This window comes from [Actinomadura] parvosata subsp. kistnae (assembly GCF_900323885.1).
Classification (GTDB): domain Bacteria; phylum Actinomycetota; class Actinomycetes; order Streptosporangiales; family Streptosporangiaceae; genus Nonomuraea; species Nonomuraea composti.
Genome location: NZ_OOHJ01000027.1, coordinates 181,426 through 207,357 on the forward strand (window position 1 = coordinate 181,426; position 25,932 = coordinate 207,357).

Genomic DNA, 25,932 nt, shown 5'->3' on the forward strand with positions numbered 1-25,932 from the left:
TTGCGCCGGTAGGGCGAGCGTAGGAGGATGCGCTCAGCCCACCAAGGAGGAAGACATGTCGGTGTTGCAGAGCTTCGTGGACAGCGTGCGCGGCGGCGGGATCGAAGTGATCGACCTCACCGCGCCCCTCTCGCAGGAGACGCCGATCCTCCAGCTGCCCGAGCCGTTCGGCAACACGATCCCGTTCCGGCTGGAGGAGATCAGCCGCTACGACGACCGCGGCCCGGCCTGGTACTGGAACGACATCCACACCGGCGAGCACACCGGCACCCACTTCGACGCCCCCGTCCACTGGGTCACCGCCCGCGACGGCCAGGACGTCTCCCAGGTGCCCGCGCGCAGCCTCATCGCCCCCGCCGTGGTGCTCGACTTCGCGGCGGAGGCGTCGAAGGACCCCGACTTCCTCCTTCAGATCGACCACGTCAAGGAGTGGGAGCGGGCCAACGGCCCGCTCCCCGACGGCGGCTGGCTGCTCTACCGCACCGGCTGGGACACCCGCTCCGGCGACCAGGCCGCCTTCCTGAACGCCGACGCGAGCGGCCCCCACACGCCCGGCATCTCCGTGGAGTGCGCCCGGTGGCTGGCCGCCGAGACCCCCATCCTCGGCATCGGCGTCGAGACCGTCGGCACCGACGCCGGCGCCGCCCACTCCTTCGACCCGCCCTTCCCCTGCCACTCCTTCCTGCTGGGCGCCGGCAAGTACGGCCTGACCCAGCTGCGCAACCTCGACCGCCTGCCGGTGACCGGCGCCGTCGTGGTCGCCCCGCCGCTGCCCATCGTCGGCGGCTCCGGCAGCCCCGTGCGGGTGCTCGCCCTGGTGGAGCGTTGATCGTCGCCGAGGCCGTCGGCCGGGCCCTGGCCGCGTGCGGCGCCGGCACCGTCTTCGGGGTGGTCGGCAGCGGCAACTTCCACGTCACCAACGCCCTCGTCGCGAGCGGGTCGCCCTTCGTCGCCGCCCGCCACGAGGGCGGCGCCGCCACCATGGCCGACGCCTACGCCCGGATGAGCGGCCGGGCCGGCGTGGTGACCGTGCACCAGGGGCCCGGGCTCACCAACGCCATGACCGGGCTCACGGAGGCGGCCAAGAGCCGCACGCCGCTGATCGTGCTCGCCGGTGAGGCCACCGAGGCCCAGTCCAACTTCCACATCGACCAGGCCGGCCTGGCCACCGCCGTGGGAGCGGCGGCGCTGCGGGTCACCTCGGCGCGGGCGGCGGTCGAGCAGGTGGTCGAGGCGTACCGGGTGGCGGTGGAGGAGCGGCGCACGGTGCTGCTCAACCTGCCGCTCGGCGTCCAGTCCGCCGCCTACGACGGGCCGCAGGACGTGCCCGCGCTCGTCGCCCGCCTGCTGGCGGCCGGGCCGCCGTCCGGGTTCCCCGCCGCGAAGGAGCCGGCCGGGTCCGAGGTGGGGGCGCTGGTGCAGGCGCTGGAGGCGGCCCGGCGGCCCGTGTTCATCGCCGGGCGCGGCGCCCGGCACGCCCGCCGCGAGCTGGAGGAGCTGGCCGAGCGGACGGGCGCGCTGCTGGCGACGTCCGCGGTGGCCAAGGGGCTCTTCCGCGGCAGCCCGTGGGATCTCGACGTGTCGGGCGGGTTCGCCACGCCGCTGGCCGCCGAGCTGATCCGCGCGGCCGACCTGGTCGTCGCCTGGGGCTGCGCGCTCAACATGTGGACCACCCGCCATGGCTCCCTCATCTCGCCCGGCGCCAGGGCGGCGAAGGTGGATCTCGACGCGGCGGCGCTCAAGACGCACGTCCCCGCCGACGTGGGCGTGGTGGGCGACGTGGCCGAGGTCGCCCGCAAGGTGGCCGCCCAGGTCGCGGCAGGGCCCGGTTACCGGACGCCCGCGCTGGCCGGGCGCATCCGGGCCGAGGGGCGCTGGCAGGCCGTCCCGTACGAGGACGAGAGCGGCGGCGGCCGGATCGACCCGCGGACGCTCACGATCGGCCTGGACGCGCTGCTGCCCGCCGAGCGGATCGTCTCCGTCGACTCCGGAAATTTCATGGGATATCCGTCGATGCTGCTGGACGTCCCCGACGAGGGCGGGTTCTGCTTCACGCAGGCGTTCCAGTCGGTCGGGCTGGGCCTGGCGACCGCGATCGGCGCCGCCGTCGCCCGCCCCGACCGGCTCCCGGTGGCCGCGCTCGGCGACGGCGGCGCGCTCATGGGCCTGGCCGAGCTGGAGACCGTGGTCCGGCTCGGGCTGCCGATGGTGATCGTCGTGTACGACGACGAGGCGTACGGGGCCGAAGTGCACCACTTCGGCCCGCACGGCCACCCCCTGGACACCGTCACGTTCCCGCCCGCCGACCTGGCGGCCATCGCCCGCGGCCACGGCCTGGCCGCCGTGACCGTCACCCGGGCGGAGGACCTGGCGGGCGTCGCCGAATGGCTGAACGGCCCGCGCGACCGCCCGCTGCTGGTGCACGCCAAGGTGACGGGCGAACGCGGCTCCTGGTGGCTGGAGGAGGCGTTCAAGGGCCACTGACCGTGCTCTCCGGCACGTCGGAGCGCGTCAGAGCTTGCGGAAGGTGCGGGCCTCCTCGGCCGCCTCCAGCACGTCGGCCAGCGGAACGCCCGCGCCCGCCGCCACCGCCGCCGCGATCGCCCCCTCCACGAACGGCACGTCCGCCACCACCACCCGCCCGTCCTCCTCCAGCAGCCGGGCCGTCAGCACCGAGCTGCCGAGATCAGGGATGATCACCACCCCGGCTCCCCGGTCGACGCCGCGCACGGCCGCCTCGATGAGGTCCACGCTCGTGCCCAGCCCGCCGTCCTCGGTGCCCCCGGCCGCCGCCACCGGCGCGTTCTCGCCCGCGATGCCGCGCGCCAGCGCCGCCGCCTCGATCGCCAGCCCGGCGCTGTGCGAGACCAGCACGACACCCACCATCGCCGTCCCACCACCTCCCGTGGTCGCGGCCGTCATCCCGCCACGTTGGCCAGCGCCGTCATGATCAGCGTCGCCGACGCCGCCCCCGGGTCCTCGTGGCCGATGCTGCGCTCGCCCAGGTAGCTGGCCCGGCCCTTCCTCGCCTGCATCGGGATCGTGGCCTTGGAGCCCTCACCGGCCGCGCGGGCCGCCTGGTCGAGCGCCTCGCGCACCCCCACCCCGTCCCGAACGGCCAGGGCCAGCGCGCGCGACGCGGGCGCCAGCGCGTCCACCATGGTCTTGTCGCCCAGCGCGGCCTTGCCCAGCCGCTCGACCGCCACCACGCCCTCCTCGAACGCCCCCGCGAAGGCGGCCAGCGTCACCGGAGTCTGCAACACCTTGCCCATCTGCCGGAACAGCGACCCGTACAGAGGCCCGGAAGCGCCGCCGACGCGGCGGATCAGCGTCGCGCCCGCCGTCGTCAGCACCTCCGCCTCCGACGCCGGCGCCGACTCGGCCAGCGCCTTCAGCACCTCCGTCAGGCCGCGGTCGAGGTTGGTGCCGTGGTCGGCGTCGCCGATCGCGGCGTCGAGGCGGGTCAGCCGGTCGCGGTCGGCGCGCACCAGCCTGGCCGCCTCCTCGAACCAGGCCACGAACAACGCGGTCTCCATCAGCGCCCCCACCGCAGGCCGGGCGTCTCGACCGGCGCGTCCCACAGCCGGGTCAGCCGGTCGTCGAGCCGGCAGACCGTGACCGAGAAGCCCTGCATCTCCAGGCTCGTCACGTAGTTGCCCACCAGCGACCGCGCCACCCGCGCCCCCTTGCCCTTGACGAACGCCGCCACCTCCGCGAACACCACGTACAGCTCCATGAGAGGAGTGCCGCCCATGCCGTTCACCATCACCAGCAGGTCGCCCTGGAGCGGCAGGTCGCTGTGGATCGCCTCCATCGCCACGCCCGCCAGCTCGCGCGCCGACACCATCGGCACCCTCGCCCGCCCCGGCTCGCCGTGGATGCCGATGCCCAGCTCCACGTCCGTCTCCGGCAGGTCGAACGTGGGCTTGCCGGCCGCCGGCACCGTGCACGACGACAACGCGATGCCGAACGAGCGGCTGCGCTCGTTCACCTCGGCCGCCACCGCCGCCACCTCGTTCAGCGGCGCGCCCTCCTCCGCCAGCGCCCCCGCCATCTTCTCCACGAACAGCGTCGCGCCCGTGCCGCGCCGGCCCGCCGTGTAGAGGGAGTCCTGGACGGCCACGTCGTCGTCGACCAGCACGCTGACCACCTCGACGCCGTCGGCCAGGTCGGCGGCCATCTCGAAGTTGAGCACGTCACCCGTGTAGTTCTTGACGATGTGCAGCACCCCGGCGCCGCCGTCCACGGCGTTCGTGGCGTCGATGATCTGGTCGGGCACCGGCGAGGTGAAGACCTCGCCCGGGCAGGCGGCATCCAGCATGCCGTGGCCGACGAACCCGGCGTGCAGCGGCTCGTGCCCCGAACCGCCACCCGAGACCAGACCCACCTTCCCCGGGCGAGGGCCGTCCGCCCGGTAGACCACCCGGTCGCGGACGCGCAGCGACGGGTGGGCCGCGGCCATGCCGTTCAGCGCGTCCTCGACCACGGAGTCCGCCGAGTTGATGAGCTTCTTCATGGTCAAAACATCTGCCCGTTTTCACGACCGCGCAAGCGTCGTAGCGTGGGCGGGGTGGATGTCGTCTACGACCCGTACGATCCCGCGGTGAACGACGAGCCCTACCCCGTCTACGCCCGGCTGCGCGCGCACGCGCCCCTGTACCACAACGCCGACCTCGGCTTCTGGGCACTGTCCCGCCACGCCGACGTCTCCGCCGCGCTGACCGACAGCGCGCTGCTGTCCAGCGACCACGGCCCCATGCTCGACCCGGGGGCGTGGGGGCCGCACGCCCGCACGTTCCTGTCGTTCGTGGCCATGGACCCGCCCGAGCACACCCGCATGCGCGCCGCGATCTCGCGCGGGTTCACCCCGCGCCGCGTCGCCGCCCTCGAACCCATGATCAGGCGGATCGCCCAGGGCCACATCGAGCGGGCGGTCGAACGGCGCGCCTTCGACTTCGCCCGCGACATCGCCGCCAGGCTCCCGCTCGACGTGATCTCCGAGCTGGTCGGCGTGCCGCCGTCCGAACGGGCACAGGTCCGCAGGAACTTCGGCGCCCTGCTCATGTACGACCCCGACGGCAAGATGGCCGAGGACGGGCTCAGAAGCATCATCGGCCTCGGCGACTACTACCGCGCCATCGTCGCCGAACGCAGGAAGACCCCCCGCGACGACCTCGTCTCCGTGCTGGTCGCCGACGACGAGTTGACCGACGACGACATCGTCGCCTTCCTCTTCCTGCTCATCGGCGCCGGCGCCGAGACCACCACCCATCTGCTCAGCGCCGCCTGGTACTGGGCGTGGCGCAACCCCGGCCAGCGCGCCACCGCCTTCGCCGGGGCGATCGAGCCGTGGATGGAGGAATCGCTGCGCTACGACACGCCCGCCCACGGCACCGCCCGCCGCCTCACCCGCGACACCGACTGGTACGGCGTCCGCGTCCCCAAGAACTCCAGGATGTGGCTGCTCATCGGCTCCGCCAACCGCGACGAGACCGTCTTCCCCGACCCCGACGTCTACGACCTCGGCCGCGACACCGGCCGCGCCATCAGCTTCGGCGCCGGCCGCCACTACTGCCTCGGCGGCCCCCTCGCCCGGCTCGAAGCCCGCATCGCCCTCGAAGAGCTCACAAAAGCCGTCAGACCCGGCTACGACGTCGATCCCGGCGGCATCAGCCGCACCGCCCACGGCAACGTGCGCGGCATGGTCAGCCTCCCCACTACCGTGACACCCGCCTGAGTAGGTTACCTTCTGCACATGGCTGAGATCGTGTACCCGCCGGTGATCGCCGCCGCGCGGACCCTCTTTCGCGTGCTCGACATCCGCTTCCACATGGAGGGCACCGAGCACGTGCCGCGGTCCGGGGGAGCGGTGCTGGTGAGCAACCACATCAGCTACCTCGACTTCATCTTCGCGGGGTTCGCCGCGCTGCCGTCCAAGCGCCTGGTGCGCTTCATGGCCAAGGAAGACGTGTTCACCCACCGGATCTCGGGGCCGCTCATGCGCGGCATGCACCACATCCCCGTCGACCGGGGGGCCGGCGCGGGCTCGTACGCGACCGCGCTGCGCATGCTCAAAGCGGGCGAGGTCGTCGGCGTCTTCGCCGAAGCCACGATCAGCCGCTCGTTCACCGTCAAAGAGATCAAGAACGGCGCCATCCGCATGGCCATGGCCACCGGCACCCCGATCATCCCCGTCGGCCTCTGGGGCAGCCAGCGCCTCTGGACCAAGGGCCGCCCCCGCAAGCTCCTGCAACGCCACGTCCCCCTGACCATCCTCGTGGGCGAGCCCATCTACCCCAAGCGCGGCGAAAACGTCAACCAGCACACCTCCGACCTCCACGCCCGCCTGTCCGAACTCGTGGACCGCGCCCAGCGCACCTACCCGGAGGTGCCGAAGGGCGTCTGGTGGCAACCCGCCCACCTCGGGGGCACGGCCCCTACACCGGAGGAGGCCGCGGCCCTGGACGCCGCCGAAGCCGAGGCCCGCGCCAACCGCGACCAACCCACCACCTGACCCACCCGCCCGCCGGCGCCGGCCCCTCAGCGGGCATCCGCCGCCCGCACGACGCAGCCCGTGCCACGCCGCCCACTGCCGCACTCGGCCGCGCCGCGCTGGCGCCAGTAGGGTGTGGGCCGCCGGCCGGGCGTGAGCCGCCGCACTCGGCCGCACCACGCCGGCGCCAGTAGGGCGTGAGCCGCCGATCGGGCCTGAGCCATCGATCGGGCGTGAGCCGCCGCACGCTCGGTCGCCCGCCGCGCCCCTCGGGTCGTCGTCCGCTGCCTCTGTCACTGACCGGCCGTCGCGTTCCGGCGGCGGTCCCTTCGGGGGCCGGCCGCAACGTCCTGGGGCTGGCCACCGTGCACGTTGCGCCGCCCGCCGCCGCACAACGCCTCGCCGCACCGGCGCCGGTCAAGCGCGGGCCGCCGTGCCCCGTGCCCGAGCCCCGCCGGGTCGTCAGATGGCGGCTTGGTAGGCGCTGGCGCGCATGCCGGCCAGCAAGCCCGCCGTCTGCTCCGGCGTGTACCGCCGCACCGGGTCGTGGTGCAGCAGACCTTCGATGAGGGGGCGCATCACCCCGGCTCGCCGTGGCGGTGGGTAGGGGCCGCTGCGGGCCATGCCGAGGACGGTGGCGGCGTCCTGGCCGGGGTAGGGGGGCTGGCCTTCGATGGCGCTGTAGAGGGTGGCGCCGAAGGACCACATGTCGGCCTCCTTGCTGGCCGGCCCCCCGTGCAGGCGTTCGGGCGCCATGAAGGCGGGGGTGCCGCGCAGGCGGCGGGAGGTGGTCATGCGGATGTCGCCCTCGGCGGTGGCTATGCCGAAGTCGGTCAGCACCACCCGGTCGCCGGTCAGCATGACGTTGGCGGGCTTCACGTCGCGGTGCAGCACGCCGGCCTGGTGGGCGGTGCGCAGCGCCGCGAGCAGGTGCTGGCCGATGGCCGCGACCGACTGCGCGGGCAGCGTGCCCACTTGGGAGAGCAGCTGGTGCAAGGAGAGCCCGTCGAGGTACTCCATCACGATCCAGAGCTTGCCGCCCTCTTCGATCAGGTCGTGGACCGTGATGATGTTGGGGTGCGTCAGGCCGGCTGCCATTCTGGCCTCACGCAGCACCCGGCGGCGTACCATCTCGGCCTCTCCGGCCAAGGTCAGCTCCTTAAGTGCCACCGTACGGTGGAGGAGCTGATCGAACGCCCGCCAGACGACTCCCATACCCCCACGACCGGCCTCCTCATTCAGGAGGTACCGTCCGCCGATCTTCCGCATACCATCCCCTCAAGCTCGGGGATAATCATGTCACCTCAGCACAGGCTGTAGGGTGCCTAACGTGATGTGGATATGTCGGAAAGTGTAGGTGCGCTGGTCAGAGGCCCAGAAAATTGATCTGACAGGGCGCGCCACACCATCCCGACCGCCACCAAACATACTCCTGTCGCGCCGACGAGGGCGGCGGTGAGGCCGGCGAGCTCGGCCACGAGCCCTCCGAGGGCGGCTCCGAGCGGCATGCCGCCCATGCCGACGAGGCGGTATGCCGAATTGACCCGGCCGAGCAGTTCCGCCGGGATGAGCCGCTGCCGGGTGGAGATGACCAGGACGTTCCCGGCGGCGCCGACGAGGCCCCACAGCACGGCGGTGGGGTAGAGCGTCCACGGCGACGGCACGATCACGGGCACGAGCAGCAGCACGCTGGTGACGAGCCAGTTGCCGACGAGGGTGCGCAGCTCGCCGAACGCGGCGGCGGCCCGGCCGGCCAGGAGCGAGCCGAACACGGCTCCGACGGCGAACGCGGTGGTCATGAGGCCGTACTCGCCGGGCTCCAGCCCGATCCGGGATCCGTCGCCGACCGCCCACAGGACGAAGACGGCGAAGTAGCCGGCGTTGGCGAGGTTGAGCAGCCCTGCGGTGATGGCGAGGCCGCGCAGGACGCGATGCCCCCACAGGTAGCGCAGGGCCTCGGCGATGTCGGCCCGCATGGGGCGGCGCGCGGGCGGTTCCGGCAGCCGGTACGTGCCGCGCATGCCGAGCAGGAGCAGCCCCGCGGCCCCGTACAGGATGGCGGGGGAGCCGAAGACGGCGGCGGGCAGCGCGACGACGAGGAGCCCCGCGACGGGGGCGCCGACGAAGTCGTTGCCGATCATCTGGGCGGTGGACACGCGGCCGTTCGCCCTGGTCAGCTCCCCTTCGGGGACGGTCATGGGCAGGACGGACTGCGCCGACAGGTCCGCGAACACCTCGCACACCCCGGCGAGCAGCACGGCGGCGAGCAGGAGCCAGAGGTTGAGCAGGCCGAGGGCGGCCAGGACGGTGGCGCAGGCGAGGAGGGCGGCGCGGGCGAGGTTCGCGCGGACCATGATGCGCCGGCGGTCGGCCCGGTCGGCGATGGCGCCGGCGTGCAGCGCGAGGACCAGCCACGGCAGTGTGGCGGCGGCGCCGACGAGGGCGACGAGGGTGGGGGAGCGGGTGAGCGTCACGGCCAGCAGTGGCGCCCCGATCTTCAGTACGCCGTCCGCCAGGTTGGACAGCCCGGTGGAGGACCACAGGAAGGCGAACGATCGCCCGAGACGCGCCACAGTGCTCTCCGATAGTGTGTAAGGAAAAGTGTGCACAGATCTCTTTGCAAAGATAGGCTTGCACAGTGACGCAGATCAAGTCCTTCTCCGCCCGGACGCTCGACGCGAACGCGCTCAAGTCCTTCGCCCACCCCCTGCGGCTGCGCATCTACGAGCTCCTCGACGAGCACGGCCCCGCCACCGCCACCGGCCTGGCCGCCCTGCTCGGCCAGAACACCGGCGCCACCAGCTACCACCTCAGGGAGCTGGCCAAGCACGGCATGATCGAGGTCGTGGCCGGCATGGGCCGCGGCAAGGAGAAGTACTGGCGCATCACCCCCGGCGGCTTCTCCTACGGCGAGGCGAACCCCGCCGACCCCGAGGTGGCCGGCGCGCTCGACTACCTGCTCGACGACCTGGTGCGTACGCGCGGCGCCGAGCTGTCCCGCTGGCGCGAGGAGTCGGCCACGGCGCCCGAGGAGTGGGTCCAGGCCAGCGTGTACGGGCGGCGCTCCCTGCGCCTCACCCCCGAGGAGACGGCGCGGATGCGGGACCAGGTGTTCGAGGTGCTGGAGCGCTACCGCGCGCTGTCGGACTCCGGCGAGCGCGAGGGGGCCGGGCACGTCGTCGTGCACTTCGACGTCCTGCCCGTGGGCACGAACCGCTCCTGACCGGCGCGGATGAGGTTCAGGGGTGCCCGCCGCGATCACAACCTAGGGATTTCCCTAGGTGCCGCCCTGAGGCCACGGCTTCGCGCCAGCCCTTAGGTTCTTCGTCACCCGGCCTATCACGAGCAGTGCTCAACTGAGGTAGGAGTCGACCATGGCTTGCAGCACCGACACGGGTGGTGGCCGGACCGCGGACCCTGGGCCTCGCGCCCGCCCTCTGGAACGGTCCAGAAGGGCGCGGCGGGGGACGCTCCCATGGGCGGCAGGCGGGGGCTCGCCCGCGCGCGAGCGCGCCCGTACGCGGTCCCGGCAGGTGCGGTCGCGGGCGGGGATGCTGGGCGCGGCGCCGCCGTCGGAGCGGGCGATGTTCGGCGGCGCCGCAGCCCTTACCGATACGCCAGACCTCCGGGCCCGCCGGACATAGGGCACGGAGGGGCGGCGCCCTCGTCCCGGGCTGGAGGGACGGGGGCGCCGGCTCCATCCGGGGGCCGGGGGAGCCGGTCTTCAGGGGAGCAGGCTGAGGGCGCGTTCCATCATCGCCTGGGACGCGGTCTTCGCCGAGCCGGAGTCGAACGGCGGCTGCGGGTCGTACTCGATCATGAGCTGCACGCTGCGCGCCGTCTCCTCGCCGCTCGCCTGCCCCAGCAGCGTCAGCGCCATGTCGATGCCCGCCGACACCCCCGCCCCCGTCACGATCTTGCCGGAGGTGACCACGCGCTCGCTCACCGGCTCGGCCCCGTACTTCTTGAGCTCGTCCAGCACCGCCCAGTGCGAGGTGGCGGGCAGCCCGTCCAGCAGGCCGGCCGCGCCGAGCAGGAGCGAGCCGCTGCACACCGAGGTCGTCCAGCGCGTGTGCTCGTGCGCCTGCCGGATCCAGGCGACCAGGGCCTCGTCGGCCAGCGCGTCGAAGGTGCCGCTGCCGCCCGGGACCACGATCACGTCCGGGGCGGGAAGGTCGGCGTACGAGGCGGTGGCGGCGATCCGGAGCGTGCCGTGATCGTCGGGCACCGGGCCCGCCTGGCCCGCCACGAACGTGACGGTGAACCCGGGCGCGAAGGCCAGCACCGTGTACGGGCCCACGGCGTCGAGCGCGGTGAACCGGGGATAGAGCGGGATGGCGACGTGCATCTGCCTCACCTTTCACTGGAAATCGGGTCGGTCGGAGCCCTGCCGGCGGGAACCTGGCCGGCGGGAGCCTTGGAGCGGAATCTCCTGCGGTGGTCGCCGGGCGAGATCCGCCAGTGCCGGCGGAAGACCCGGTACAGCGTCTCCTGCGTGCCCAGCCCCGCCTCCCTGGCCACCGCCGCCAGGGGAAGGGCGGTCACCTCCAGCAGCCGCCTGGCGGTGTCGGCGCGGCTGCGCTCGACGTACCGGCCGGGCGACAGGCCGGTCTGCTCGGTGAAGACGCGCGAGAAGTGGCGCTCGCTCATCCCGGCGAGCGCGGCGAGCGCGGGCACGCTGAGGTCGGCGGCCGGGTTCGCGTCGATATAGGCCTGCAGCTCCCTGAGCGGCTCGCTGCGCGGCGTCCTGACCCGCATGGGGGTGCTGAACTGGCTCTGCCCGCCCGGCCGGTGCAGGTACACCACGAGGCCGCGGGCGACGTTCGTGGCCAGCTCGTGGCCGTGGTCGCGGGTGACCAGCGCCAGCGCCAGGTCCACCCCCGACAGCACGCCGGCCGAGGTCCAGATGTCGCCGTCCTCGATGTAGAGCGGGTCGGGGTCCACCTCGACGTCGGCGTACCGGCTGCCCAGCTCGCCGGCCGCCAGCCAGTGCGTGGTGACCCGCCGGTGGTCCAGCAGCCCGGCCTCGGCCAGCAGGAACGCGCCGTTGCACACCGACGCCACCCGCCGCGCGCCGGCGGCCAGCCGGACGATGTCGGCGATCAGCGCGCGGTCCTCGACGTGCCGGGGCACGCTCAGCCCGCCCGCGACCAGCAGCGTGTCGATCGGCCCCGAGACGTCGCCGAGCGCCCCCGCCACGACCGTCACGCCGTTCCCGGCGGCCACCGGACCGCCGCCCGGCGCCACCACCTCCACCGCGTAACCGTCGCCGGGCCTGAGCAGAGTGGCCGTCCCGAACACGTCCGCGGGACCGGCCATGTCGAGAAGCTGGAAGCCGGGGAAGACGACGATCACGACCCGTCGCTGCATGCCTCTCATGCTGGTCGCGGCCCGGCATGGCGTCAACGACACGAATATTGCAGATTACGCCATCACCGTGGCAGGAACGCCGACAGCCCCCGGGGGCAGGACCCGGGGGCTGTCGGCGGAAATGGGCCGGTCTCAGCCCATGTGCGGGTAACGGTGGTCGGTCGGCGGCACGAACGTCTCCTTGATCGCGCGGGCGCTCACCCACCGCGTCAGGTTGAACATCGAGCCGGCCTTGTCGTTGGTGCCCGACGCGCGCCCGCCGCCGAACGGCTGCTGGCCCACGACGGCGCCCGTCGGCTTGTCGTTGACGTAGAAGTTGCCCGCCGCGAAGCGCAGCCGCTCCGCCGCCGCGGCGATCGCGTACCGGTCCTGGGCGATGATCGAGCCGGTCAGCGCGTACGGGGCGATACCCTCCATCTGGTCCACGACCGTGTCGTAGTCGCGGTCCTCGTAGACGTGCACGCCCAGGATCGGCCCGAAGTACTCCTTGACGAAGATCTCGTCCGCCGGGTCCGCGCACTCCAGGACGGTCGGCTTGACGAAGTAGCCGACCGAGTCGTCGTAGGAGCCGGTGAGCACGTCGATGTTCGAGGCCGCGCGCGCCCGGTCGATCGCCTCCTTGTGCTTGGCGAACGCCCGCGCGTCGATCACCGCGCCCATGAACGTCGACAGGTCCGCCGCCACGTCGCCCACCGTCAGCGACTCGGCGGTGGCGACGAAGTCGTCCCGCATGCGGGTCCACAGCGAGCGCGGCACGTACGCCCGCGACGCCGCCGAGCACTTCTGCCCCTGGTACTCGAACGCGCCCCTGATCAGCGCCGTCGCCAGCACGGCCGGGTCGGCGGACGGGTGCGCGAGCACGAAGTCCTTGCCGCCGGTCTCGCCGACCAGGCGCGGATAGCCGTGGTAGGAGGAGATGTTCTCGCCGATCGTCCGCCACAGGTGCTGGAACGTCGCCGTCGAGCCGGTGAAGTGGATGCCCGCCAGCGCCGGATGGGCCAGCGCCACCTCCGAGACGGCCTGCCCGTTGCCCGTCACCAGGTTGATCACGCCGGGCGGCAGGCCCGCCGCCTCCAGCAGCCGCATCGTGAAGTGCGCCGCGAACTGCTGCGTCGGCGACGGCTTCCACACCACGACGTTGCCCATCAGCGCGGCCGACGTCGGCAGGTTGCCGGCGATCGCCGTGAAGTTGAACGGCGTGATCGCCAGCACGAACCCCTCAAGGGGGCGGTACTCCATCCGGTTCCACACGCCGGGCGACGAGATCGGCTGGTCGGCGTAGAGCTGCCGGGCGTAGGCCACGTTGAAGCGCAGGAAGTCGATCAGCTCGCACGCCGAGTCGATCTCCGCCTGCTGCACCGACTTCGACTGCCCCAGGACGGTCGCCGCGTTCAGCGTCGCCCGCCAGGGGCCCGCCAGCAGGTCGGCCGCCTTCAGGAAGATCGCCGCCCGCTCGTCGAACGACAACGACCGCCACGCCGGCGCCGCCGCCAGCGCCGCGCCGATCGCGTCCTGCACGTCCTGGGCCGTAGCGTCGTTGGTACGGCCCAGGACGGAGGCATGGTTGTGCGGCTGCACCACGTCGATGGGGGCGCCGCCGCCCAGCCGCTGCTCGCCGCCGACCGTCATCGTCAGGTCGAGCGACGCGCCGGCCAGCTCCTTGATGCGGTCCTCCAGCGTCTCCCGCTCGGCGCTGCCCGGCGCGTAGCCGAGCACCCGCTCGTTCGCGGGCACCGGGACGTTGCTGATGGCATCCATTTACTTACCCCCAAGGGCACGAAGGAAGAAGGCGACGTTGGCCGGGCGCTCCGCCAGGCGGCGCATGAAGTAGCCGTACCAGTCGTCGCCGTAGGGGACGTACACGCGGACCGTGTGACCGGCCCCGGCCAGGGCCTCCTGCCGGTCGGTCCTGATTCCGTAGAGCATCTGGAACTCGTGGTCGCCGAGCGTGCGCCCGAACCGGTCGGCGAGCAGCTCGGTGATCGCGATCATGCGGTCGTCGTGCGTCGCCACCATGGGGTACCCCTTCCCCTCCATGAGGATCCGCAGGCATCGCACGTACGCCTTGTCCACCTCCGCCTTGGCCTGGTGGGCGACCGACGCCGGCTCGCGGTAGGCGCCCTTCACCAGCCGCACGCGCGAGCCCTCCGCGGCCAGGTCGCGGCAGTCCTGCTCGCTGCGGAACAGGTACGCCTGGATCGCCACGCCCGTCGACGGATGGTCCTCGCGCAGCTTGCGCAGGATCGACAGCGTCGAGTCGACCGTGGTGTGGTCCTCCATGTCGAGCGTGACCGTCGAGCCGTTCGAGGCCGCCGCGGCGCAGATCTCGCGGGCGTGCTCCAGCGCCATCGCCTCGTCGAGCCGCTGCCCGACGGCCGACAGCTTCACCGACACCTCGCCCCGCGTCCCGAGGTCGAGCGGCTCGACCGCGCGCAGCAGCGTGACGTAGGCGGCGGCGGTCTCCTCGGCCGCCTTCGCGTCGAGCGTCTCCTCGCCGAGATGGTCCACGGTGACGGCGAGGTTCGCGTCGCGCAGCCGTTCGATCGCGGCGCGGGCCTCCTGGACGCTCTCACCCGCGACGAACCGCCGCACGACCCTCTTCGTGAGCGGAAAGCCTGACACGGAACGGCGTACGACGCCGCTCCTCGAAGCGGCGAGCAGCAGTTGACCCAGCATGCGTTCAGTGTAGAAACCGCAGCTCAGAGGGGGCTATCGACGGGCGTAACGCCGGGTGTGGCAGGCTGTCGTACAAATGCACAACGCCGCTGACCTACAAGAGATCGTCGACGAGATCGCCGCCCGGCTGGGGGCGTCCGCGACACTGGAGGACCGCTCGTTCCGGCTGCTCGCGTACGGCGCGCAGCACGGCGACATCGACACCGTCCGCCAGGAGTCGATCCTGCGCCGGCGCGCCACCGGCGAGGTGCGCGACTACTTCGAACGCTACGGCATCGCCAGAGCCGACGGCCCCGTCAGGATCCCCGCCGACGCCGAGCTCAAAGTCCTCGCCCGGGTCTGCTGGCCGCTGCGCCACGCCGACGTCACCTACGGCTACCTGTGGCTGCTCGACTCCGGCGAGCTCACCGGCGAGCGGCTGCGCGCCGCCGCGCCCCTCGTCGCCCGCGCCGCCGCCGCCCTCGCCCAAGAAGCCAGAAGCCGCCAGGACCTCGGCCACGGCCTGCGCGCCCTCCTCTCCGCCGACCCCGAAGAACGCGCCGACGCCTCCATCGACGTCCCGGGGCCCGTCGCGGCCATCGCCGTCCGCGAATCACCCGAACGCGTCGCCGCCCTCTGGACCCTCCCGCGCGGCGTCCTCGCCCGCGCCGGCTCCCCCGTCGCCCTGCTCGCCCCCGCCCACCTCGCCGCCGAAGTCGCCCAAACCGTCCAAAGCGCCTACGGCACCGCGGCCGGCATCGGCGCCACCCGCGCCGACCCCGCCGACGCCTGGCTCAGCTGGCGCGAAGCCCGCCAAGCGCTGCGCATCGCCGAACACTTCCCCCGCCACGCGCCCATCGCCCGCTGGGAAGACCTCGGCGTCCACCGCCTCCTCGCCCGCCTCAGCCAGGCCGACCTGCGCGAACTCGCCGCCGAGATCGCTGCCCTGGACGTCGAGCTGGCTCAGACCGTGGAGGTGTACCTTGATCGCGGGGGGCACGTGCAGAAGACGGCGGCCGAGCTCGGCATCCACCGGCAGACGCTCTACTACCGGCTGGGCAAGGCCGAACGCCTCACCCACCGGGACCTGTCGGACGGGGACGATCGGCTGGCCGTCCACCTGGGCCTCAAGGCCGCCCGCCTCCGCACCCAGGACGGCCCTTAGCGGGTTTGGGGCTTTGTGCCGGGTTCTCGTGCGCCCCGGCCCGCCCACTCCTGCGCGCGCGCTCCGCCCGCCTGTCGGTTCGTGCGTGCCCTTGTGCCGGGGTGTCGTGCTGGCCGCCGTGCGTGTTGCGCCGGTCACCGCCGTGCTGCGCCTCGCCGTACCGGCGCCGGGGAGGGCTGGGGTGTGTCGCGACTTCCTGCGTGCCGCTTCCGCCCGGCCCGCCGGCTCCTGTGCGCCCGGCTCGCCCCGCGCTCGTGAGCGGCTTCGTGCCGGGGTCGTCGTGTTGGGCGCTGTGCGCGTTGCGCCGGTCACCGCCGTGCTGCGGCTCGCCGTACCGGCGCCGGGGGCGGGCTGGGGTGCGTCGCGAGCTCCTGCGTGCCCGCTCCCGGCCCTGCGCTCCCCGCCCGGCTCGCCCCGCTTCCGCCCGGCCGCCCCGCGCTCCTGAGCACATGCCCCGCCCCACCGGTACTGCGCGCCCGGCTCGCCCCGCGCTCCTGAGCGGCCTCGTGCCGGGGTCGTCGTGTTGGGCGCCGTGCGCGTTGCGCCGGTTGCCGCCGTGCCGCGGCTCGCCGTACCGGTGCCGGGGGAGGGGCGGCGCGTGTTGCTGGCCGGGCGCCTCAACGCCAGTCGCCTCGGCGTCTGGCAGGAAGGCGGCCGGGGGAGGCGGTGGGTGGGAAGCGGGCGGTCGAGTGCGGTGGCCCGACGGGAGGGAGGCGCGCCGCAACGCCGCGTGGCGGGGCGAGGCGGCCCTCGGGGGAGCCTCGCACCGGCGGGACGGTCCGTCCAGGGCAGGAGGGCGGGCCTAGGTGGTCAGGACCTGGCGGAGGGTGGTGGCGAAGGCCTCTGGTTGGCCGGGCATGCCGAACTCGTTGCCCAGGAAACCGCCGTGGTTGCTGGGGAAGGTCACCGGCTTCATGCCGAGGCGGTCGGCCACGCCCACGCCTCCGCGGTGGGCCATCTCGCCCTCCGACTCCGCCCCGATGCCGATCACGATCCGTGTGGAGGCGGCGCGGAGGGCGTCGAAGTCGGGCTCGTAGTGGGTGCAGGTGATGAGGTTCTGGCCGAGGAGGGCGTCGTCGCGGGAGCCGTCGTCGGCGGTCGGGAGGCCCATGGTGGCGGGGTCCGGGGCCGGGAGCTCGGACGGATCCGCCGGGAACTCGCCCTTGTGGCCGGTGGTGGCGATGAACTTGGCCATGGCGGGGCCGAAGCCCTCGCGTTCGTACGTCCGGCGCATGTCGGCGATCACGGCCAGCGCGCGGTCGCGGTCGGGCAGGACCTTGGCCACCGGCGGCTCGTGCGCCACCAGCGTGCGGACCTGCTCGGGATGGCGGGCGACCAGGGCCAGGGCGTTGACCGCGCCGCCGCTGCTGGCGAAGATGTCGACGGGCCCGCCGCCGACCGCGTCGATCAGCCGGTGGAGGTCGTCGGCGTGCAGGTCGGGGGTGGACTCGGCGAGGCCGTCGGTGCGCTTGCTCCGCCCGACCCCGCGCGGGTCGTACGTCACCACCGTGCGGTCCTCGAAGTGGCCGGCCAGGGTGGTGAAGCCGGTGGCGTCCATCGGGGAGCCGATCATCAGCAGGATCGGCTCGGTGGTGCCCTCCGCCTCGCGCACGTCGTAGGCGATGGTGGCTCCGGGCACCTCAAGGGTGTGGGTCTTGGGCTCGGTCATGTGGCAGCTCCTTCTCGACGGTCGCCAATGTAGACGGCGGGGGTGACAAAAGCTCATCGCCGCCCGAGAGGTCTCCTCAGAGGTCGCCGCAAAGCTCCGGAGGCGCCGCCCGCGAAGCCGCCGCGAAGCCGCTGCAAAGCCCCAGAGGAGCCCCAGAGGAGCCCCGCGAAGCCGCCGCCGAGCCGCCCGAAACCGCCCGGCACGCCGCGACCAGCGTCAGCGGGGCTTGTAGATCTTGACCCAGTCCACGTACATGGACACCGTGTCGGGGGTCGTGGAGTCGCGGCACTTCGGCTCGCACACCACGTCGTTCTGCAGCGCCAGCCCCATCCGCCGGCCGGCGGGCACGTGCGGCCCCCGGTAGTCCCAGATCTTCCGGCCGTCCAGCCAGAACGTCAGCCGCCCGGGCAGCCAGTCCACGGCCACGGTGTGCCAGCGGGTGAAGTCCGCGTGCAGGACCTTCCTGGCGCGGCCGCGTTCGCTGTGGACGAAGATGCCGCCGCCCTGCCGTTGCGGGTCGACGATCTCGGCGATGTTGACCTCGGAGTAGCCGGAGTCCTCGGTGGCGGGCCAGAGCAGCGCCACGGGCGTGTAGCCGGCGCCGGCCTCGGCCTTGAACCTGACCTCCCACCGGCCGTACTCCTGGGCGAGCCGGCTGGCCACGCCGCCGGACAGGTCCTTGCCGCCGTACAGGCCGCCCTTGAGCCGCAGGACGCCGTTCGCGACGGAGGCGGCCTTCCCGGTGCGCGGGTTCCGCTCGGCCTGCGGCGAGTGGTAGATCATCCAGCGGCTGGTGTCGATGGAGGAGCCGTCGAAGTTCTCCACGAGGGCGGGGCGGCCCCATGGGGACGTCTGCGCGTGCGCGGTCTGGGGGAGGACGGCGACGCCGGCGAGCGCCACCGCCGCCAAGATCGGACTGCGTTGAGGCATGCGGTCCATCGAAGCAAAGATCTCGCTCGGATAACAACCCTTCTGTCCCATCCGTCACTCGGGTGGGGCGCCGAGCAGGGAGCGGGTGAGGGCTTCGTGGCCGTGCAGCATCTCCTCCAGCGCGGCCGTCAGGTGCTCCATGGAGGGCCGGTCGGGGGCGGGGTCCTCGCGCAGGGACTCCAGCACGGCCCGGCGCAGCAGCTCCTTGAAGAACGAGGCGGTCATGCCCTCGGTCCTGGTCACCAGCCGCTCCAGGTCCGCCTCCGGCAGGTGGCCGCCGCCGTACAGGCGCAGCAGGGCGGCGCGGCGGGCCGCGTCCGGCCGGGGCACCTCGACGGCCAGGTCCACCCGGCCAGGGCGGGTGGCGAGGGCCTCCTCCAGCAGGTCGGCGCGGTTCGTGGTGAGCACGAACGTGACGTCGGCGTCGGCGCCGATGCCGTCCATCGCGTCGAACAGGGTGAACAGCAGCGGGCTGCCCTCCTCGGAGTAGCGGCGCGCGTGCGCGACCAGGTCGACGTCCTCGACGACGACGATGGCCGGCTGCAGCCGCCTGGCCATGGCGGCGGCGTCGGAGATGGCGCGCAGGGCCGTACCCGTCATGATGACCACCGTCACGCCCGGCATGCGGCTCATCAGGTAGCGCACCGTGTGGGTCTTGCCCGTGCCGGGCGGGCCGTGCAGCAGCAGGCCGCGCTTGAGGTGCTGGCCGCGGGCCAGCAGCGCCTCCGCGTGCCGGCCGATGCCGGCCACGTGCCGCTCCACCGTCTCCAGCACGCCCTCGGGCAGGATCACCTCGTCCGGGCCGAGCACGGGGCGCGGCAGGAACGTGACCAGGCTGTTGCCCCGGTGCTCCGAGACGCCGAACGTGAGGATCTGGCCGCGCATCACGTCGTCGCGGCGCATCAGCCGCTCGATCTCCTCCCGCGCGGCGGTGGCGCTCGCCCGGGACGCGGCGATCACCTCGACCCTGCACCCCTCCCTGCCGAACATCTCGGCGGGCCCGCGCAGCCCGATCACGATGGGCGAGCCGTCCGGCGCGACGGTCTCGACCAGCCCGAACGTCACGACGTCGATCGTCTGGTCCGGGCCGGTCGCGGTGGTGGCGTAGTCGACGGCGCCGATCTCGAAGTGCTCGAAGCCGCGCCTGGACATGCCGAGGATGTCGATCGTGTCACTGTGGCCGCGGCCCTGCCCGGACACGCCGAACCAGGAGGCGGCGCCCCTCGTCGCGAGGTAGGCGTCCACGCCCCGCTGGAGGCTGGCGTGCTCCCAGTTCTGGAAGGACTGGGTGACGCACACCAGGTCCTTGATCGCGCAGGACAGGTGCCCGGTCACCCTGGAGGCCAGCTCCGAGACGGGGCGGGACTCGTCGATGACGTGGTGGGCGTCCTGGAAGAGCTGCTGGAGGGCGCGGGCCAGAGCGTTCGCGTCGTGGAGGTCCATGCGCGCACGATCGCACATGAGGGCGGGCCTGGAAATGGCGCCGGCAGGTGGCCGCTGCCACCTGCCGGGTGTCCGTACGAGAAGGGGTCAGGCGCAGGCCGCCTCGTAGACGCGGACCAGCTCCTGGCTCACCCGCTCCCACGAGTACCGCGAGCGGGCCCGGTCGGCGCCCGCGTAGCCCAGCGCGGTGCGCAGGGTGGGGTCGTAGAGCAGCTCGCGGGCCAGCCGCGCGGTGCGGGCGGGCCGGTCCGGCGGCACCAGCAGGCCGGTGACGCCGTCGATGACGGAGTCGAGGTGCGCGCCCACGGCCGAGGCGATCACGGGGACGCCGCAGGCCATCGCCTCCAGCGCCACGATGCCGGTCACGGCCTCGCGCGGCACCGACACGACGGCGTCCGCGCTGCGCATGAGCTTCGGCACGGCGGACCGCTTGACCTGGCCGAGCAGCGTCACCCGGTCGGCCACGCCGAGCTGCTCCGCCAGCGCGCGCAGGCGGCGCGCGTCCCTGTCCTGGTCGAGGTCCTCCGGCTCGGGCCCGCCGGCGATGACGAGCTCGACGTCCCCGAGGCCCTGCAGCGCCCGCACGATGGTGTGCGCGCCGCGCTCGATGGACAGCGGCCCCACGTGCAGGAGGCGCTTGCGGCTGCCGCGCGTGGCGACCGCGCCCCGGCGCTGGAAGCGCTCGGTGTCGACGCCGTACGGGACGACCGCGATGTTGCCGCGCGGGACGCCCAGCCTGATCAGCGCCGACTCCTCGTCGCCCGAGCCCGCGATGACCGCGTTGGCCCGGCGGCCGAGCGCGCGCTCCAGCTCGATGCGCTTGTTGTCGACCGTGTGGAACGTCTGGGTGACGGGCACGCCCAGACCCTTGGCTCCCGCCACCGCCACGAGGCCGCCGGTCCACGAGTGCGCGTGGATCACGTCGGGGCGATCCTGGCTCCACCGCTTCATCAACTGGTTGCCGACCTCGTTGAGGTAGGGCACCACGTCGTCACTGGTGAGCTCTCTGGCCGGGCCCACGTCGATGTGCTCCAGAGTGACACCCGGGGCCACCCGCGTCTTGGGCTTGCCATCGGAGTTGTCACGACGGGAGTAGATGGTGACGTGATGCTCGCGGCCCAGCTCGCGTGCGACGGACAGGATGCGGTGGCGCTGGTTGCCGTTTGCGGAAGCGACGATCGCGATATTCATGGCACACCTCAAGCGTGGAAAGCCTTCAAAGGTGTGCCTGCGTCTTAGGCACGTCGTTCTACGACTTCGACCATACCCAGTTTTCCGTCGATCGCAAACCCCCGCAGATCAGACACCTCGCAGGGCGAACACCACGATCTCATCCCAAACCTGACCACCCGAGAACGTGTGCCGGTCCGCCTCCACGGCCTTGACCACGGTGGACGGCGCCTGGCCCGCGCACCGGCTGAGCACGTCGGCCAGCCGCTCCTCCCCGTAGGGCTCGCCGCGCTCGTTCCTGGAGGAGATGAGCCCCTCCGAGTAGAGCACCAGCGTCTCGCCCGGGGCGATCGTCAACGTCTCGACCCCGGTCTCCGCCTCGGGCGAGATGCCCAGCGGGACGCCGCCGCCCGCGGCGAAGCGCACCCCGCCGTCGGGCTGGAGCAGCACGGCCGGATGGTGCCCGGCCGACGACATCCGGATCTCCCTGCCCTTCACGAACCCGGCCACGGCCATCACGAACATGCCCGTGCCCTGCGTCACCAGGGCCTCGTTCACCTTGCGCATCACCAGGTCGGGATCGGAGTCCCAGACGCTGAGCACGCGCAGCCCGCCGCGCACCATGGCGCTGACCGAGGCGGCCTCCTCGCCCTTGCCGGCCGCGCCGCCCAGCGCGAAGCCCCAGCCGCCCGAGACGGGGAAGACGTCGTAGAACTCGGCGCCCACCGAGGACCCCGGGTGGTAGACGGCCGCCGCCTCGTAGCCGGGCACGTCGGGCAGGTTGCGCGGCGCGACGCTGGCCGACAGGGCGTCGGCGGCCCGCGAGCGGCTCTGGAAGCTGCTCTGCGCGCGTACGGCCAGCCCGATCTGCAGGCCCACCTCCTGCAGCACGGCGAGGTCGGCCAGCGCGAACGGCGGGCGGTCGTGCGCGCGGACGAGCGTCAGCACGCCGTCGGAGCGGCCGATCGGCACGCACAGCACCGACCCGGCGCCCATCACCGTCAGCAGCGGCCCGTCGGGGCAGAAGCCGAACAGCGTGTCGTCGTCCACCATCTCCAGCACCAGGCCGGAGCCGCGCTCCAGCACCTGCAGCACGAGCTGGCTGGCCGCCGGCTCGGCCGACTCCACCTGCCGGACGAGCCCGCCCAGCGGGTGGTTCTTCGGCGCCATGACGACCGAGCGGCGCGGCGCGCCGTTGCGCACCATGTCGGCGATCACCCAGTCGGCCCACTCGGCCGCCAGCAGCCGCGCGGCCCGCTGCAACGCCACGGGCTGCAGCAGCGCCTCCTCGTCGAGCAGCACCCTGCCCATCCGGGTCAGCAGGTCCTGACGCCGGGCCGAGGCCAGCAGCAGCGCGCCGTCGGACTGCTCCGGCCGGCGCGCGCCCGGCTCGGGGAGCTGCACCTCGGTCGGCAGCGCCACCGCCGCCACCATCTGCTGCGGCTCGCCCGGCATCGTCAGCCTGGTCAGCGCGAGCTGCACGGTGTGCGTGCGCCCCTGGTGCGCCAGCCGCGTCTCGAACGCGGCCGGCTGCCCGGTCTGCAGCACCGCCGTCAGGTGCGAGCGGAACGCCGCCCGCCGCGACACGTCCACCAGCAGCGGGAACGAGCGGCCCACCAGGTAGCCGTCGGGGCTGCCCAGCACGCGCGAGGTCTCAGGGTTGATCCGCCGCACCACGCCGCCGCCGTCGAGGATGATGACGGGAACGGGGAAGGCACGCAGGACCTGGCGCAGCAGCTTCAGCTCCCGCTGCCCGCCGTCCTTGCGGCCGGTGGCCCGCTTGGGAGCCTTGCGCAGCTCCTCGCGGGCCTCGGCCAGCAGCTCGGCGGCGGTGTCGAGCTCGGCGAGCGCGGCATCCAGGGTCGGTGCCAGGTCGGCGGGGTAGGCGGCCCTCGCCTCGCGCAACGAGGAGACGCGCCCGGCCAGCGCGTCAAGCGCGTGTTCGAGGTCCGGCATGGTCATGGTCTGACGCTACGCCACTCGGGATAATGCTAGCCATAAGGGGTAGAAGCTTGTTGCTATGGAATCGACCGCGATGATCACTCCCGGACTTGCCCGAGACCTCGCCGCACTGGGCCGGCTGGGGGAGGACACCTCGACAGAAAGCGTACTGCGCGGCCTGACCACAGCCCTGGCGACCGGCGTCCCCAACTGCTCGGGCGCCTCCGCAGAGCACTGGCGCGACCACCGTGTCCTCGTCTCAGGCTCCCACAGCGAGCTCATCATGCTCGTCGAAGGCGAGCGCGAGCTCGGCGAGGGCCCCTCCATCGAGGCGCGCCAGAGCGGCGGCCGCGCCACTGTGACGGACGTGCTCAAAGAGACCCGCTGGCCCCGCTACGACGCCCTGGCCACCCGCTGGGGCGTGCGCTCGGTGCTCGTCGTCCCCATCGAGGTGCCGCCCGCGCTGCTCGTCGTCGGGCTCTACTCCGTACGGCCCGGAGCGTTCTCCCCGCAGGGCGCCGGCTCCCTGGCCGACATGCTGGCCGAGCAGGTCGGCGTGGCCATGGCGAACATGTGGGAGTTCGAGGAGGTGCGCACCGACCACGCGCAGCTCCAAGAGGCCCTGGCCGGCCGGTCGGTGATCGACCAGGCCAAGGGCATCATCATGCAGACCAGCGGATGCACCGCCGAGGCCGCCTTCGAGGAGCTGCGCAGGATCTCCCAGCACCACCAGGTCAAGGTGGCCGACCTCGCCCGGCTGCTGGTGGACGAGCACCAGCGCAAGTCGGCGAGACGCTGATGAACGCTAGGCGATGGCGGACAGGGCGTCCTCCAGCGTGTCGTACAGCGGCAGGCGCTGGGCCAGGCCGGTGATCCACATCACCTTCGACTTGGAGTACTCGACTCCGATCAGGGCGAACTTGGCGCCCGCCGCGAGGCTCGTCTGCCAGTGGTGCACGATCAGCCCGAGGGCCCGCGAATCCATGAACGTCACCCCGGCCAGATCCAGGATCAGATCGGGGCCCGCCATCGCCAGGTAGTCGGCGAACTGGGCCCGTGTCGTGGCGTCGAGAACACCGTCGACCCTGACCACGGTGATCTCGTTCACGGTCGACGACGTCAGGCTGAGGGCCGCCACTGGCTCCTCGCCGTTCTCCGGCATTGTCACGGGGCAACCCTACTGTCACCGCGCGATCGAGGAATACTTCCCGCGGCATGGGGGATACTGGAGCCGAAGTCCAGCAGAGGGCTTCGGTCTCGAGAGTTGAGCGAGGCGTGCCTCTGCATGGGCTTTTTCCTTGTGCGGCAGGCCGCCTGCGACCCATATGAGGAGCAGCGATGGCTGTGCAGGAATACGTCCTCGAGGAGATGTCCGCGGAAGAACTCCTGGCCGAGATGGTCAGGGAAGAGACGCCCGACAGCGTCCGGGAGCGTCTGCGCGAGCGCATCGTCGAGATGCACCGGCCGCTCGCCATGGAGATCGCCCGACGCTACCGCTACCGCGGCGAACCTTTGGAGGATCTCCTCCAGGCCGCGTATGTTGGCCTGATGAAGGCCGTCAACGGCTTCGATCCGACGCTCGGGCACGCGTTCAGGGGGTACGCGGTCGTGACGATGACCGGCGAGGTCAAGCGCCACTTCCGCGACCGCACCTGGGCCATCCGGGTGCCCCGCCTCTACCAGGAGCGCCGCTCCGAGCTCAACCGGCTCGTCGCCGACCTCAGCCAGGACCTCGGCCGGTCCCCGACCGTGGCCGAGCTGGCGGCCAAGATGAACATCAGCGAGGAGGACGTCCTGCTCACGCTCGACGCCTCCGCCGCCTACAGCACCCTGTCGCTCGACGCGCCGCTCGGCACCGACGACGACGCCGCCTCGCTCGGCGACGTCATCCCGGAGGACGACGACACGCTGAGCAACATGGTCGACCGGGAGGCCGTCAAGCCGCTCATCGACGCGCTGCCCTCCCGCGAGAAGCACATCCTGCTGCTGCGCTTCTTCGGCAACATGACGCAGGCCGAGATCGCGGCCGAGTTCGGAATCTCCCAGATGCATGTTTCGCGTATTCTCCGCAAAGTTCTCGACCAGCTTCGCGCCGAGCTGGTCGGCTGACGAGGGCGGCCGCCGGGTGAACGAGGACGTCGAGCCTCAATCGGGCTACACGAGCCCGCCACCCGGCGCGCCCGTGAAATCGCTGCGCTTCCGCCTGCCGGACCTGCCGCAGGTCCGGCAGTTCGCCGAGGACGAAGCCAGAGCCGTCGGCATGCCCGAAGACGCCATCGGCGACTTCGTCATCGCCGTCAACGAGGTGGCCACCAACGCGGTCACCCACGGCGCCGGCGACGCCCGCATGCGCACCTGGGTGCTCAGCGGAGACCTGATCGTCGAGGTGCACGACGAAGGAGCCTGGAAGCCCGGCCCCATGCCCGGTGCCGTCGGCGGCATGGGGCTGTGGGTGGCGCGGCTGCTCTCCTCCGACCTGACCCTGCGGGTCGGCCGGGGCGGCAGCACCGTCATCATGCGCTTCCCCGGCAAGGCCTGACTCGGCAAGACCTGACTCCTGACGGCAGATCGCCGGGCGGCTCCCGCCACCCGGCGATCTCATGTCGTGCTCCATCTCTGTCAGCGGCGGGCTCGGCCGCCACGCCAGTTGCTGTAGCCCGTACGGATGCTGGCCGTGCCGACGCCTGCCTGGTGCAGGGCCAGCAGGGTCAGCCCCAGCAGGACGAACGTCATGCCGGAGAACCCGCCGGGGATCCGCGCGCCTACCAGGTCGAGCAGGAAGCCCAGCCCGAAGATGATCGCCGCGATGACCGCGAGCATGTCATGTCACCTCATTCCCTGACTCTGGAACGGATCAGGCTGCCCCGCGCCCACTGCCTGGGCCGACTGGGCCGGCTGGGCGGGTGACTTGCTGGACAGAGCCAGCAGCCGCTCCAGGACCGTCCGGTAGTCGCGCAGGGCCAGGCGCAGCTGCTCGGTGTCGGCGCTGCTCCCGGTCTCCTTCCAGCGCTCGCGCAGGGCGTTCGTCCGGGTGGTCAGCGTGCTCGTGAGCGAGTCCACCACCTCGCCGACCAGCCCGTCCGCCCGGCGCACCGC

The 25,932-nt window shown here is 72.7% G+C and carries 25 protein-coding genes and 1 pseudogene; 9 read left to right on the plus strand and 17 right to left on the minus strand.

All coding sequences use genetic code 11. The annotated features are described in order from the left end of the window. Nucleotides 1-55 precede the first annotated feature (55 nt). Together KIS93_RS55425 and KIS93_RS55430 are read left to right on the plus strand one after the other, a co-directional pair. Entirely contained in the window at nt 56-829 is a 774-nt protein-coding gene (locus KIS93_RS55425; protein WP_080040923.1) for a cyclase family protein, read from the plus strand. Continuing rightward, a complete protein-coding gene (locus tag KIS93_RS55430) occupies nt 826-2,484 on the plus strand; it encodes a thiamine pyrophosphate-binding protein (protein WP_080040922.1) in 1,659 nt (552 codons plus the stop codon). The genes KIS93_RS55425 and KIS93_RS55430 overlap by 4 nt, the downstream gene beginning before the upstream one ends. 27 nt (nt 2,485-2,511) lie before the next feature. On the opposite strand, the gene KIS93_RS55435 is transcribed toward KIS93_RS55430, so the two are convergent. Genes KIS93_RS55435 through dhaK form a run of 3 tightly spaced genes read right to left on the minus strand, consistent with a single transcriptional unit; the run spans nt 2,512 to nt 4,516 of the window. Then, nucleotides 2,512-2,922: a PTS-dependent dihydroxyacetone kinase phosphotransferase subunit DhaM gene (locus tag KIS93_RS55435; protein ID WP_230466388.1), complete on the minus strand. Its 411-nt coding sequence runs from the start codon at nt 2,920-2,922 to the stop codon at nt 2,512-2,514. Then, nucleotides 2,919-3,536, minus strand: coding sequence for a dihydroxyacetone kinase subunit DhaL (gene dhaL, locus KIS93_RS55440; RefSeq protein ID WP_080047000.1), 618 nt, complete (start codon nt 3,534-3,536; stop codon nt 2,919-2,921). The genes KIS93_RS55435 and dhaL overlap by 4 nt, the downstream gene beginning before the upstream one ends. Beyond that, nucleotides 3,536-4,516, minus strand: a complete 981-nt coding sequence (gene dhaK / locus KIS93_RS55445) for a dihydroxyacetone kinase subunit DhaK (protein WP_080040920.1) — start codon at nt 4,514-4,516, stop codon at nt 3,536-3,538. The genes dhaL and dhaK overlap by 1 nt, the downstream gene beginning before the upstream one ends. A gap of 54 nt (nt 4,517-4,570) precedes the next feature. Between dhaK and KIS93_RS55450 the strand changes: the two genes are divergently transcribed. Then, nucleotides 4,571-5,737 (plus strand): cytochrome P450, encoded by a 1,167-nt coding sequence (locus KIS93_RS55450; RefSeq protein ID WP_230466387.1) that lies wholly within the window; start codon nt 4,571-4,573, stop codon nt 5,735-5,737. 18 nt (nt 5,738-5,755) lie between these two features. Next, the gene (locus KIS93_RS55455) at nt 5,756-6,514 is read left to right on the plus strand and encodes a lysophospholipid acyltransferase family protein (RefSeq protein ID WP_080040918.1); all 759 of its coding nucleotides are present in this window, start codon (nt 5,756-5,758) and stop codon (nt 6,512-6,514) included. Nucleotides 6,515-6,955: 441 nt separating this feature from the next. Here the strand turns inward: KIS93_RS55455 and KIS93_RS55460 are convergent, their stop codons facing one another. Together KIS93_RS55460 and KIS93_RS55465 are read right to left on the minus strand one after the other, a co-directional pair. Further along, nucleotides 6,956-7,762: a serine/threonine-protein kinase gene (locus KIS93_RS55460; protein WP_080040917.1), complete on the minus strand. Its 807-nt coding sequence runs from the start codon at nt 7,760-7,762 to the stop codon at nt 6,956-6,958. 56 nt (nt 7,763-7,818) lie between these two features. Continuing rightward, a complete protein-coding gene (locus tag KIS93_RS55465) occupies nt 7,819-9,066 on the minus strand; it encodes an MFS transporter (protein WP_155128112.1) in 1,248 nt (415 codons plus the stop codon). A gap of 65 nt (nt 9,067-9,131) precedes the next feature. Between KIS93_RS55465 and KIS93_RS55470 the strand changes: the two genes are divergently transcribed. After that, nucleotides 9,132-9,716, plus strand: a complete 585-nt coding sequence (locus KIS93_RS55470; protein ID WP_080040915.1) for an ArsR/SmtB family transcription factor — start codon at nt 9,132-9,134, stop codon at nt 9,714-9,716. A gap of 501 nt (nt 9,717-10,217) precedes the next feature. Here KIS93_RS55470 and KIS93_RS55475 read toward each other — a convergent pair. From KIS93_RS55475 to KIS93_RS55490, 4 genes are all read right to left on the minus strand, one after another. After that, complete coding sequence (locus KIS93_RS55475; protein ID WP_080040914.1) at nt 10,218-10,841, minus strand: DJ-1/PfpI family protein; 624 nt, start codon at nt 10,839-10,841, stop codon at nt 10,218-10,220. Nucleotides 10,842-10,846: 5 nt separating this feature from the next. Then, nucleotides 10,847-11,863 (minus strand): GlxA family transcriptional regulator, encoded by a 1,017-nt coding sequence (locus KIS93_RS55480; protein WP_080040913.1) that lies wholly within the window; start codon nt 11,861-11,863, stop codon nt 10,847-10,849. Between the two features lie 132 nt (nt 11,864-11,995). Then, nucleotides 11,996-13,621, minus strand: coding sequence for an L-glutamate gamma-semialdehyde dehydrogenase (gene pruA, locus KIS93_RS55485; protein ID WP_080040912.1), 1,626 nt, complete (start codon nt 13,619-13,621; stop codon nt 11,996-11,998). Then, nucleotides 13,622-14,539, minus strand: a complete 918-nt coding sequence (locus KIS93_RS55490; protein WP_080040911.1) for a proline dehydrogenase family protein — start codon at nt 14,537-14,539, stop codon at nt 13,622-13,624. 76 nt (nt 14,540-14,615) lie between these two features. On the opposite strand from KIS93_RS55490, the gene KIS93_RS55495 reads away from it, so the two are divergent. After that, nucleotides 14,616-15,683, plus strand: a complete 1,068-nt coding sequence (locus KIS93_RS55495) for a PucR family transcriptional regulator (RefSeq protein ID WP_080040910.1) — start codon at nt 14,616-14,618, stop codon at nt 15,681-15,683. 802 nt (nt 15,684-16,485) lie between these two features. Here the strand turns inward: KIS93_RS55495 and KIS93_RS55500 are convergent. The 5 genes from KIS93_RS55500 to KIS93_RS55520 all read right to left on the minus strand — a co-directional run bounded on the left by KIS93_RS55500 (nt 16,486) and on the right by KIS93_RS55520 (nt 22,857). Further along, nucleotides 16,486-17,352: an alpha/beta fold hydrolase gene (locus KIS93_RS55500; RefSeq protein WP_080040909.1), complete on the minus strand. Its 867-nt coding sequence runs from the start codon at nt 17,350-17,352 to the stop codon at nt 16,486-16,488. 216 nt (nt 17,353-17,568) lie between these two features. Then, on the minus strand, nt 17,569-18,282 hold the full coding sequence (locus KIS93_RS55505; protein ID WP_186405028.1) for a glycoside hydrolase family 16 protein: 714 nt from the start codon (nt 18,280-18,282) through the stop codon (nt 17,569-17,571). Nucleotides 18,283-18,336: 54 nt separating this feature from the next. After that, nucleotides 18,337-19,725, minus strand: a complete 1,389-nt coding sequence (locus KIS93_RS55510) for an AAA family ATPase (protein ID WP_080040907.1) — start codon at nt 19,723-19,725, stop codon at nt 18,337-18,339. A gap of 87 nt (nt 19,726-19,812) precedes the next feature. Further along, nucleotides 19,813-20,916: a glycosyltransferase gene (locus KIS93_RS55515; protein WP_080040906.1), complete on the minus strand. Its 1,104-nt coding sequence runs from the start codon at nt 20,914-20,916 to the stop codon at nt 19,813-19,815. A 108-nt stretch (nt 20,917-21,024) separates the two neighbouring features. Further along, nucleotides 21,025-22,857, minus strand: coding sequence for a SpoIIE family protein phosphatase (locus KIS93_RS55520; RefSeq protein ID WP_230466386.1), 1,833 nt, complete (start codon nt 22,855-22,857; stop codon nt 21,025-21,027). A gap of 58 nt (nt 22,858-22,915) precedes the next feature. Here KIS93_RS55520 and KIS93_RS55525 point away from each other — a divergent pair, with 58 nt between their 5' ends. Then, entirely contained in the window at nt 22,916-23,635 is a 720-nt protein-coding gene (locus tag KIS93_RS55525) for a GAF and ANTAR domain-containing protein (protein WP_080040905.1), read from the plus strand. Between the two features lie 6 nt (nt 23,636-23,641). Here the strand turns inward: KIS93_RS55525 and KIS93_RS55530 are convergent, their stop codons facing one another. Further along, nucleotides 23,642-23,998, minus strand: a complete 357-nt coding sequence (locus KIS93_RS55530; RefSeq protein ID WP_080040904.1) for an STAS domain-containing protein — start codon at nt 23,996-23,998, stop codon at nt 23,642-23,644. A gap of 176 nt (nt 23,999-24,174) precedes the next feature. On the opposite strand from KIS93_RS55530, the gene KIS93_RS55535 reads away from it, so the two are divergent. Both KIS93_RS55535 and KIS93_RS55540 read left to right on the plus strand, forming a co-directional pair. Continuing rightward, a complete protein-coding gene (locus KIS93_RS55535; protein WP_080040903.1) occupies nt 24,175-24,945 on the plus strand; it encodes a SigB/SigF/SigG family RNA polymerase sigma factor in 771 nt (256 codons plus the stop codon). Between the two features lie 16 nt (nt 24,946-24,961). Next, a complete protein-coding gene (locus tag KIS93_RS55540) occupies nt 24,962-25,375 on the plus strand; it encodes an ATP-binding protein (protein WP_080040902.1) in 414 nt (137 codons plus the stop codon). A gap of 80 nt (nt 25,376-25,455) precedes the next feature. On the opposite strand, the gene KIS93_RS55545 is transcribed toward KIS93_RS55540, so the two are convergent. Then, nucleotides 25,456-25,656 (minus strand): hypothetical protein, encoded by a 201-nt coding sequence (locus KIS93_RS55545; protein WP_080040901.1) that lies wholly within the window; start codon nt 25,654-25,656, stop codon nt 25,456-25,458. A 6-nt stretch (nt 25,657-25,662) separates the two neighbouring features. After that, nucleotides 25,663-25,932, minus strand: a pseudogene (locus KIS93_RS55550) (hypothetical protein); the annotation flags it as partial.

Coding starts and splice junctions, on each gene's coding strand:
- KIS93_RS55425 (WP_080040923.1), top strand. CDS start 56: ATGTCGGTGTTGCAGAGCTTCGTGGACAGCGTGCGCGGCGGCGGGATC.
- KIS93_RS55435 (WP_230466388.1), bottom strand. CDS start 2,922: ATGACGGCCGCGACCACGGGAGGTGGTGGGACGGCGATGGTGGGTGTC.
- dhaL (WP_080047000.1), bottom strand. CDS start 3,536: ATGGAGACCGCGTTGTTCGTGGCCTGGTTCGAGGAGGCGGCCAGGCTG.
- dhaK (WP_080040920.1), bottom strand. CDS start 4,516: ATGAAGAAGCTCATCAACTCGGCGGACTCCGTGGTCGAGGACGCGCTG.
- KIS93_RS55455 (WP_080040918.1), top strand. CDS start 5,756: ATGGCTGAGATCGTGTACCCGCCGGTGATCGCCGCCGCGCGGACCCTC.
- KIS93_RS55460 (WP_080040917.1), bottom strand. CDS start 7,762: ATGCGGAAGATCGGCGGACGGTACCTCCTGAATGAGGAGGCCGGTCGT.
- KIS93_RS55475 (WP_080040914.1), bottom strand. CDS start 10,841: ATGCACGTCGCCATCCCGCTCTATCCCCGGTTCACCGCGCTCGACGCC.
- KIS93_RS55480 (WP_080040913.1), bottom strand. CDS start 11,863: ATGCAGCGACGGGTCGTGATCGTCGTCTTCCCCGGCTTCCAGCTTCTC.
- pruA (WP_080040912.1), bottom strand. CDS start 13,621: ATGGATGCCATCAGCAACGTCCCGGTGCCCGCGAACGAGCGGGTGCTC.
- KIS93_RS55490 (WP_080040911.1), bottom strand. CDS start 14,539: ATGCTGGGTCAACTGCTGCTCGCCGCTTCGAGGAGCGGCGTCGTACGC.
- KIS93_RS55495 (WP_080040910.1), top strand. CDS start 14,616: ATGCACAACGCCGCTGACCTACAAGAGATCGTCGACGAGATCGCCGCC.
- KIS93_RS55500 (WP_080040909.1), bottom strand. CDS start 17,352: ATGACCGAGCCCAAGACCCACACCCTTGAGGTGCCCGGAGCCACCATC.
- KIS93_RS55505 (WP_186405028.1), bottom strand. CDS start 18,282: ATGCCTCAACGCAGTCCGATCTTGGCGGCGGTGGCGCTCGCCGGCGTC.
- KIS93_RS55510 (WP_080040907.1), bottom strand. CDS start 19,725: ATGGACCTCCACGACGCGAACGCTCTGGCCCGCGCCCTCCAGCAGCTC.
- KIS93_RS55515 (WP_080040906.1), bottom strand. CDS start 20,916: ATGAATATCGCGATCGTCGCTTCCGCAAACGGCAACCAGCGCCACCGC.
- KIS93_RS55520 (WP_230466386.1), bottom strand. CDS start 22,857: ATGACCATGCCGGACCTCGAACACGCGCTTGACGCGCTGGCCGGGCGC.
- KIS93_RS55525 (WP_080040905.1), top strand. CDS start 22,916: ATGGAATCGACCGCGATGATCACTCCCGGACTTGCCCGAGACCTCGCC.
- KIS93_RS55530 (WP_080040904.1), bottom strand. CDS start 23,998: ATGCCGGAGAACGGCGAGGAGCCAGTGGCGGCCCTCAGCCTGACGTCG.
- KIS93_RS55535 (WP_080040903.1), top strand. CDS start 24,175: ATGGCTGTGCAGGAATACGTCCTCGAGGAGATGTCCGCGGAAGAACTC.
- KIS93_RS55545 (WP_080040901.1), bottom strand. CDS start 25,656: ATGCTCGCGGTCATCGCGGCGATCATCTTCGGGCTGGGCTTCCTGCTC.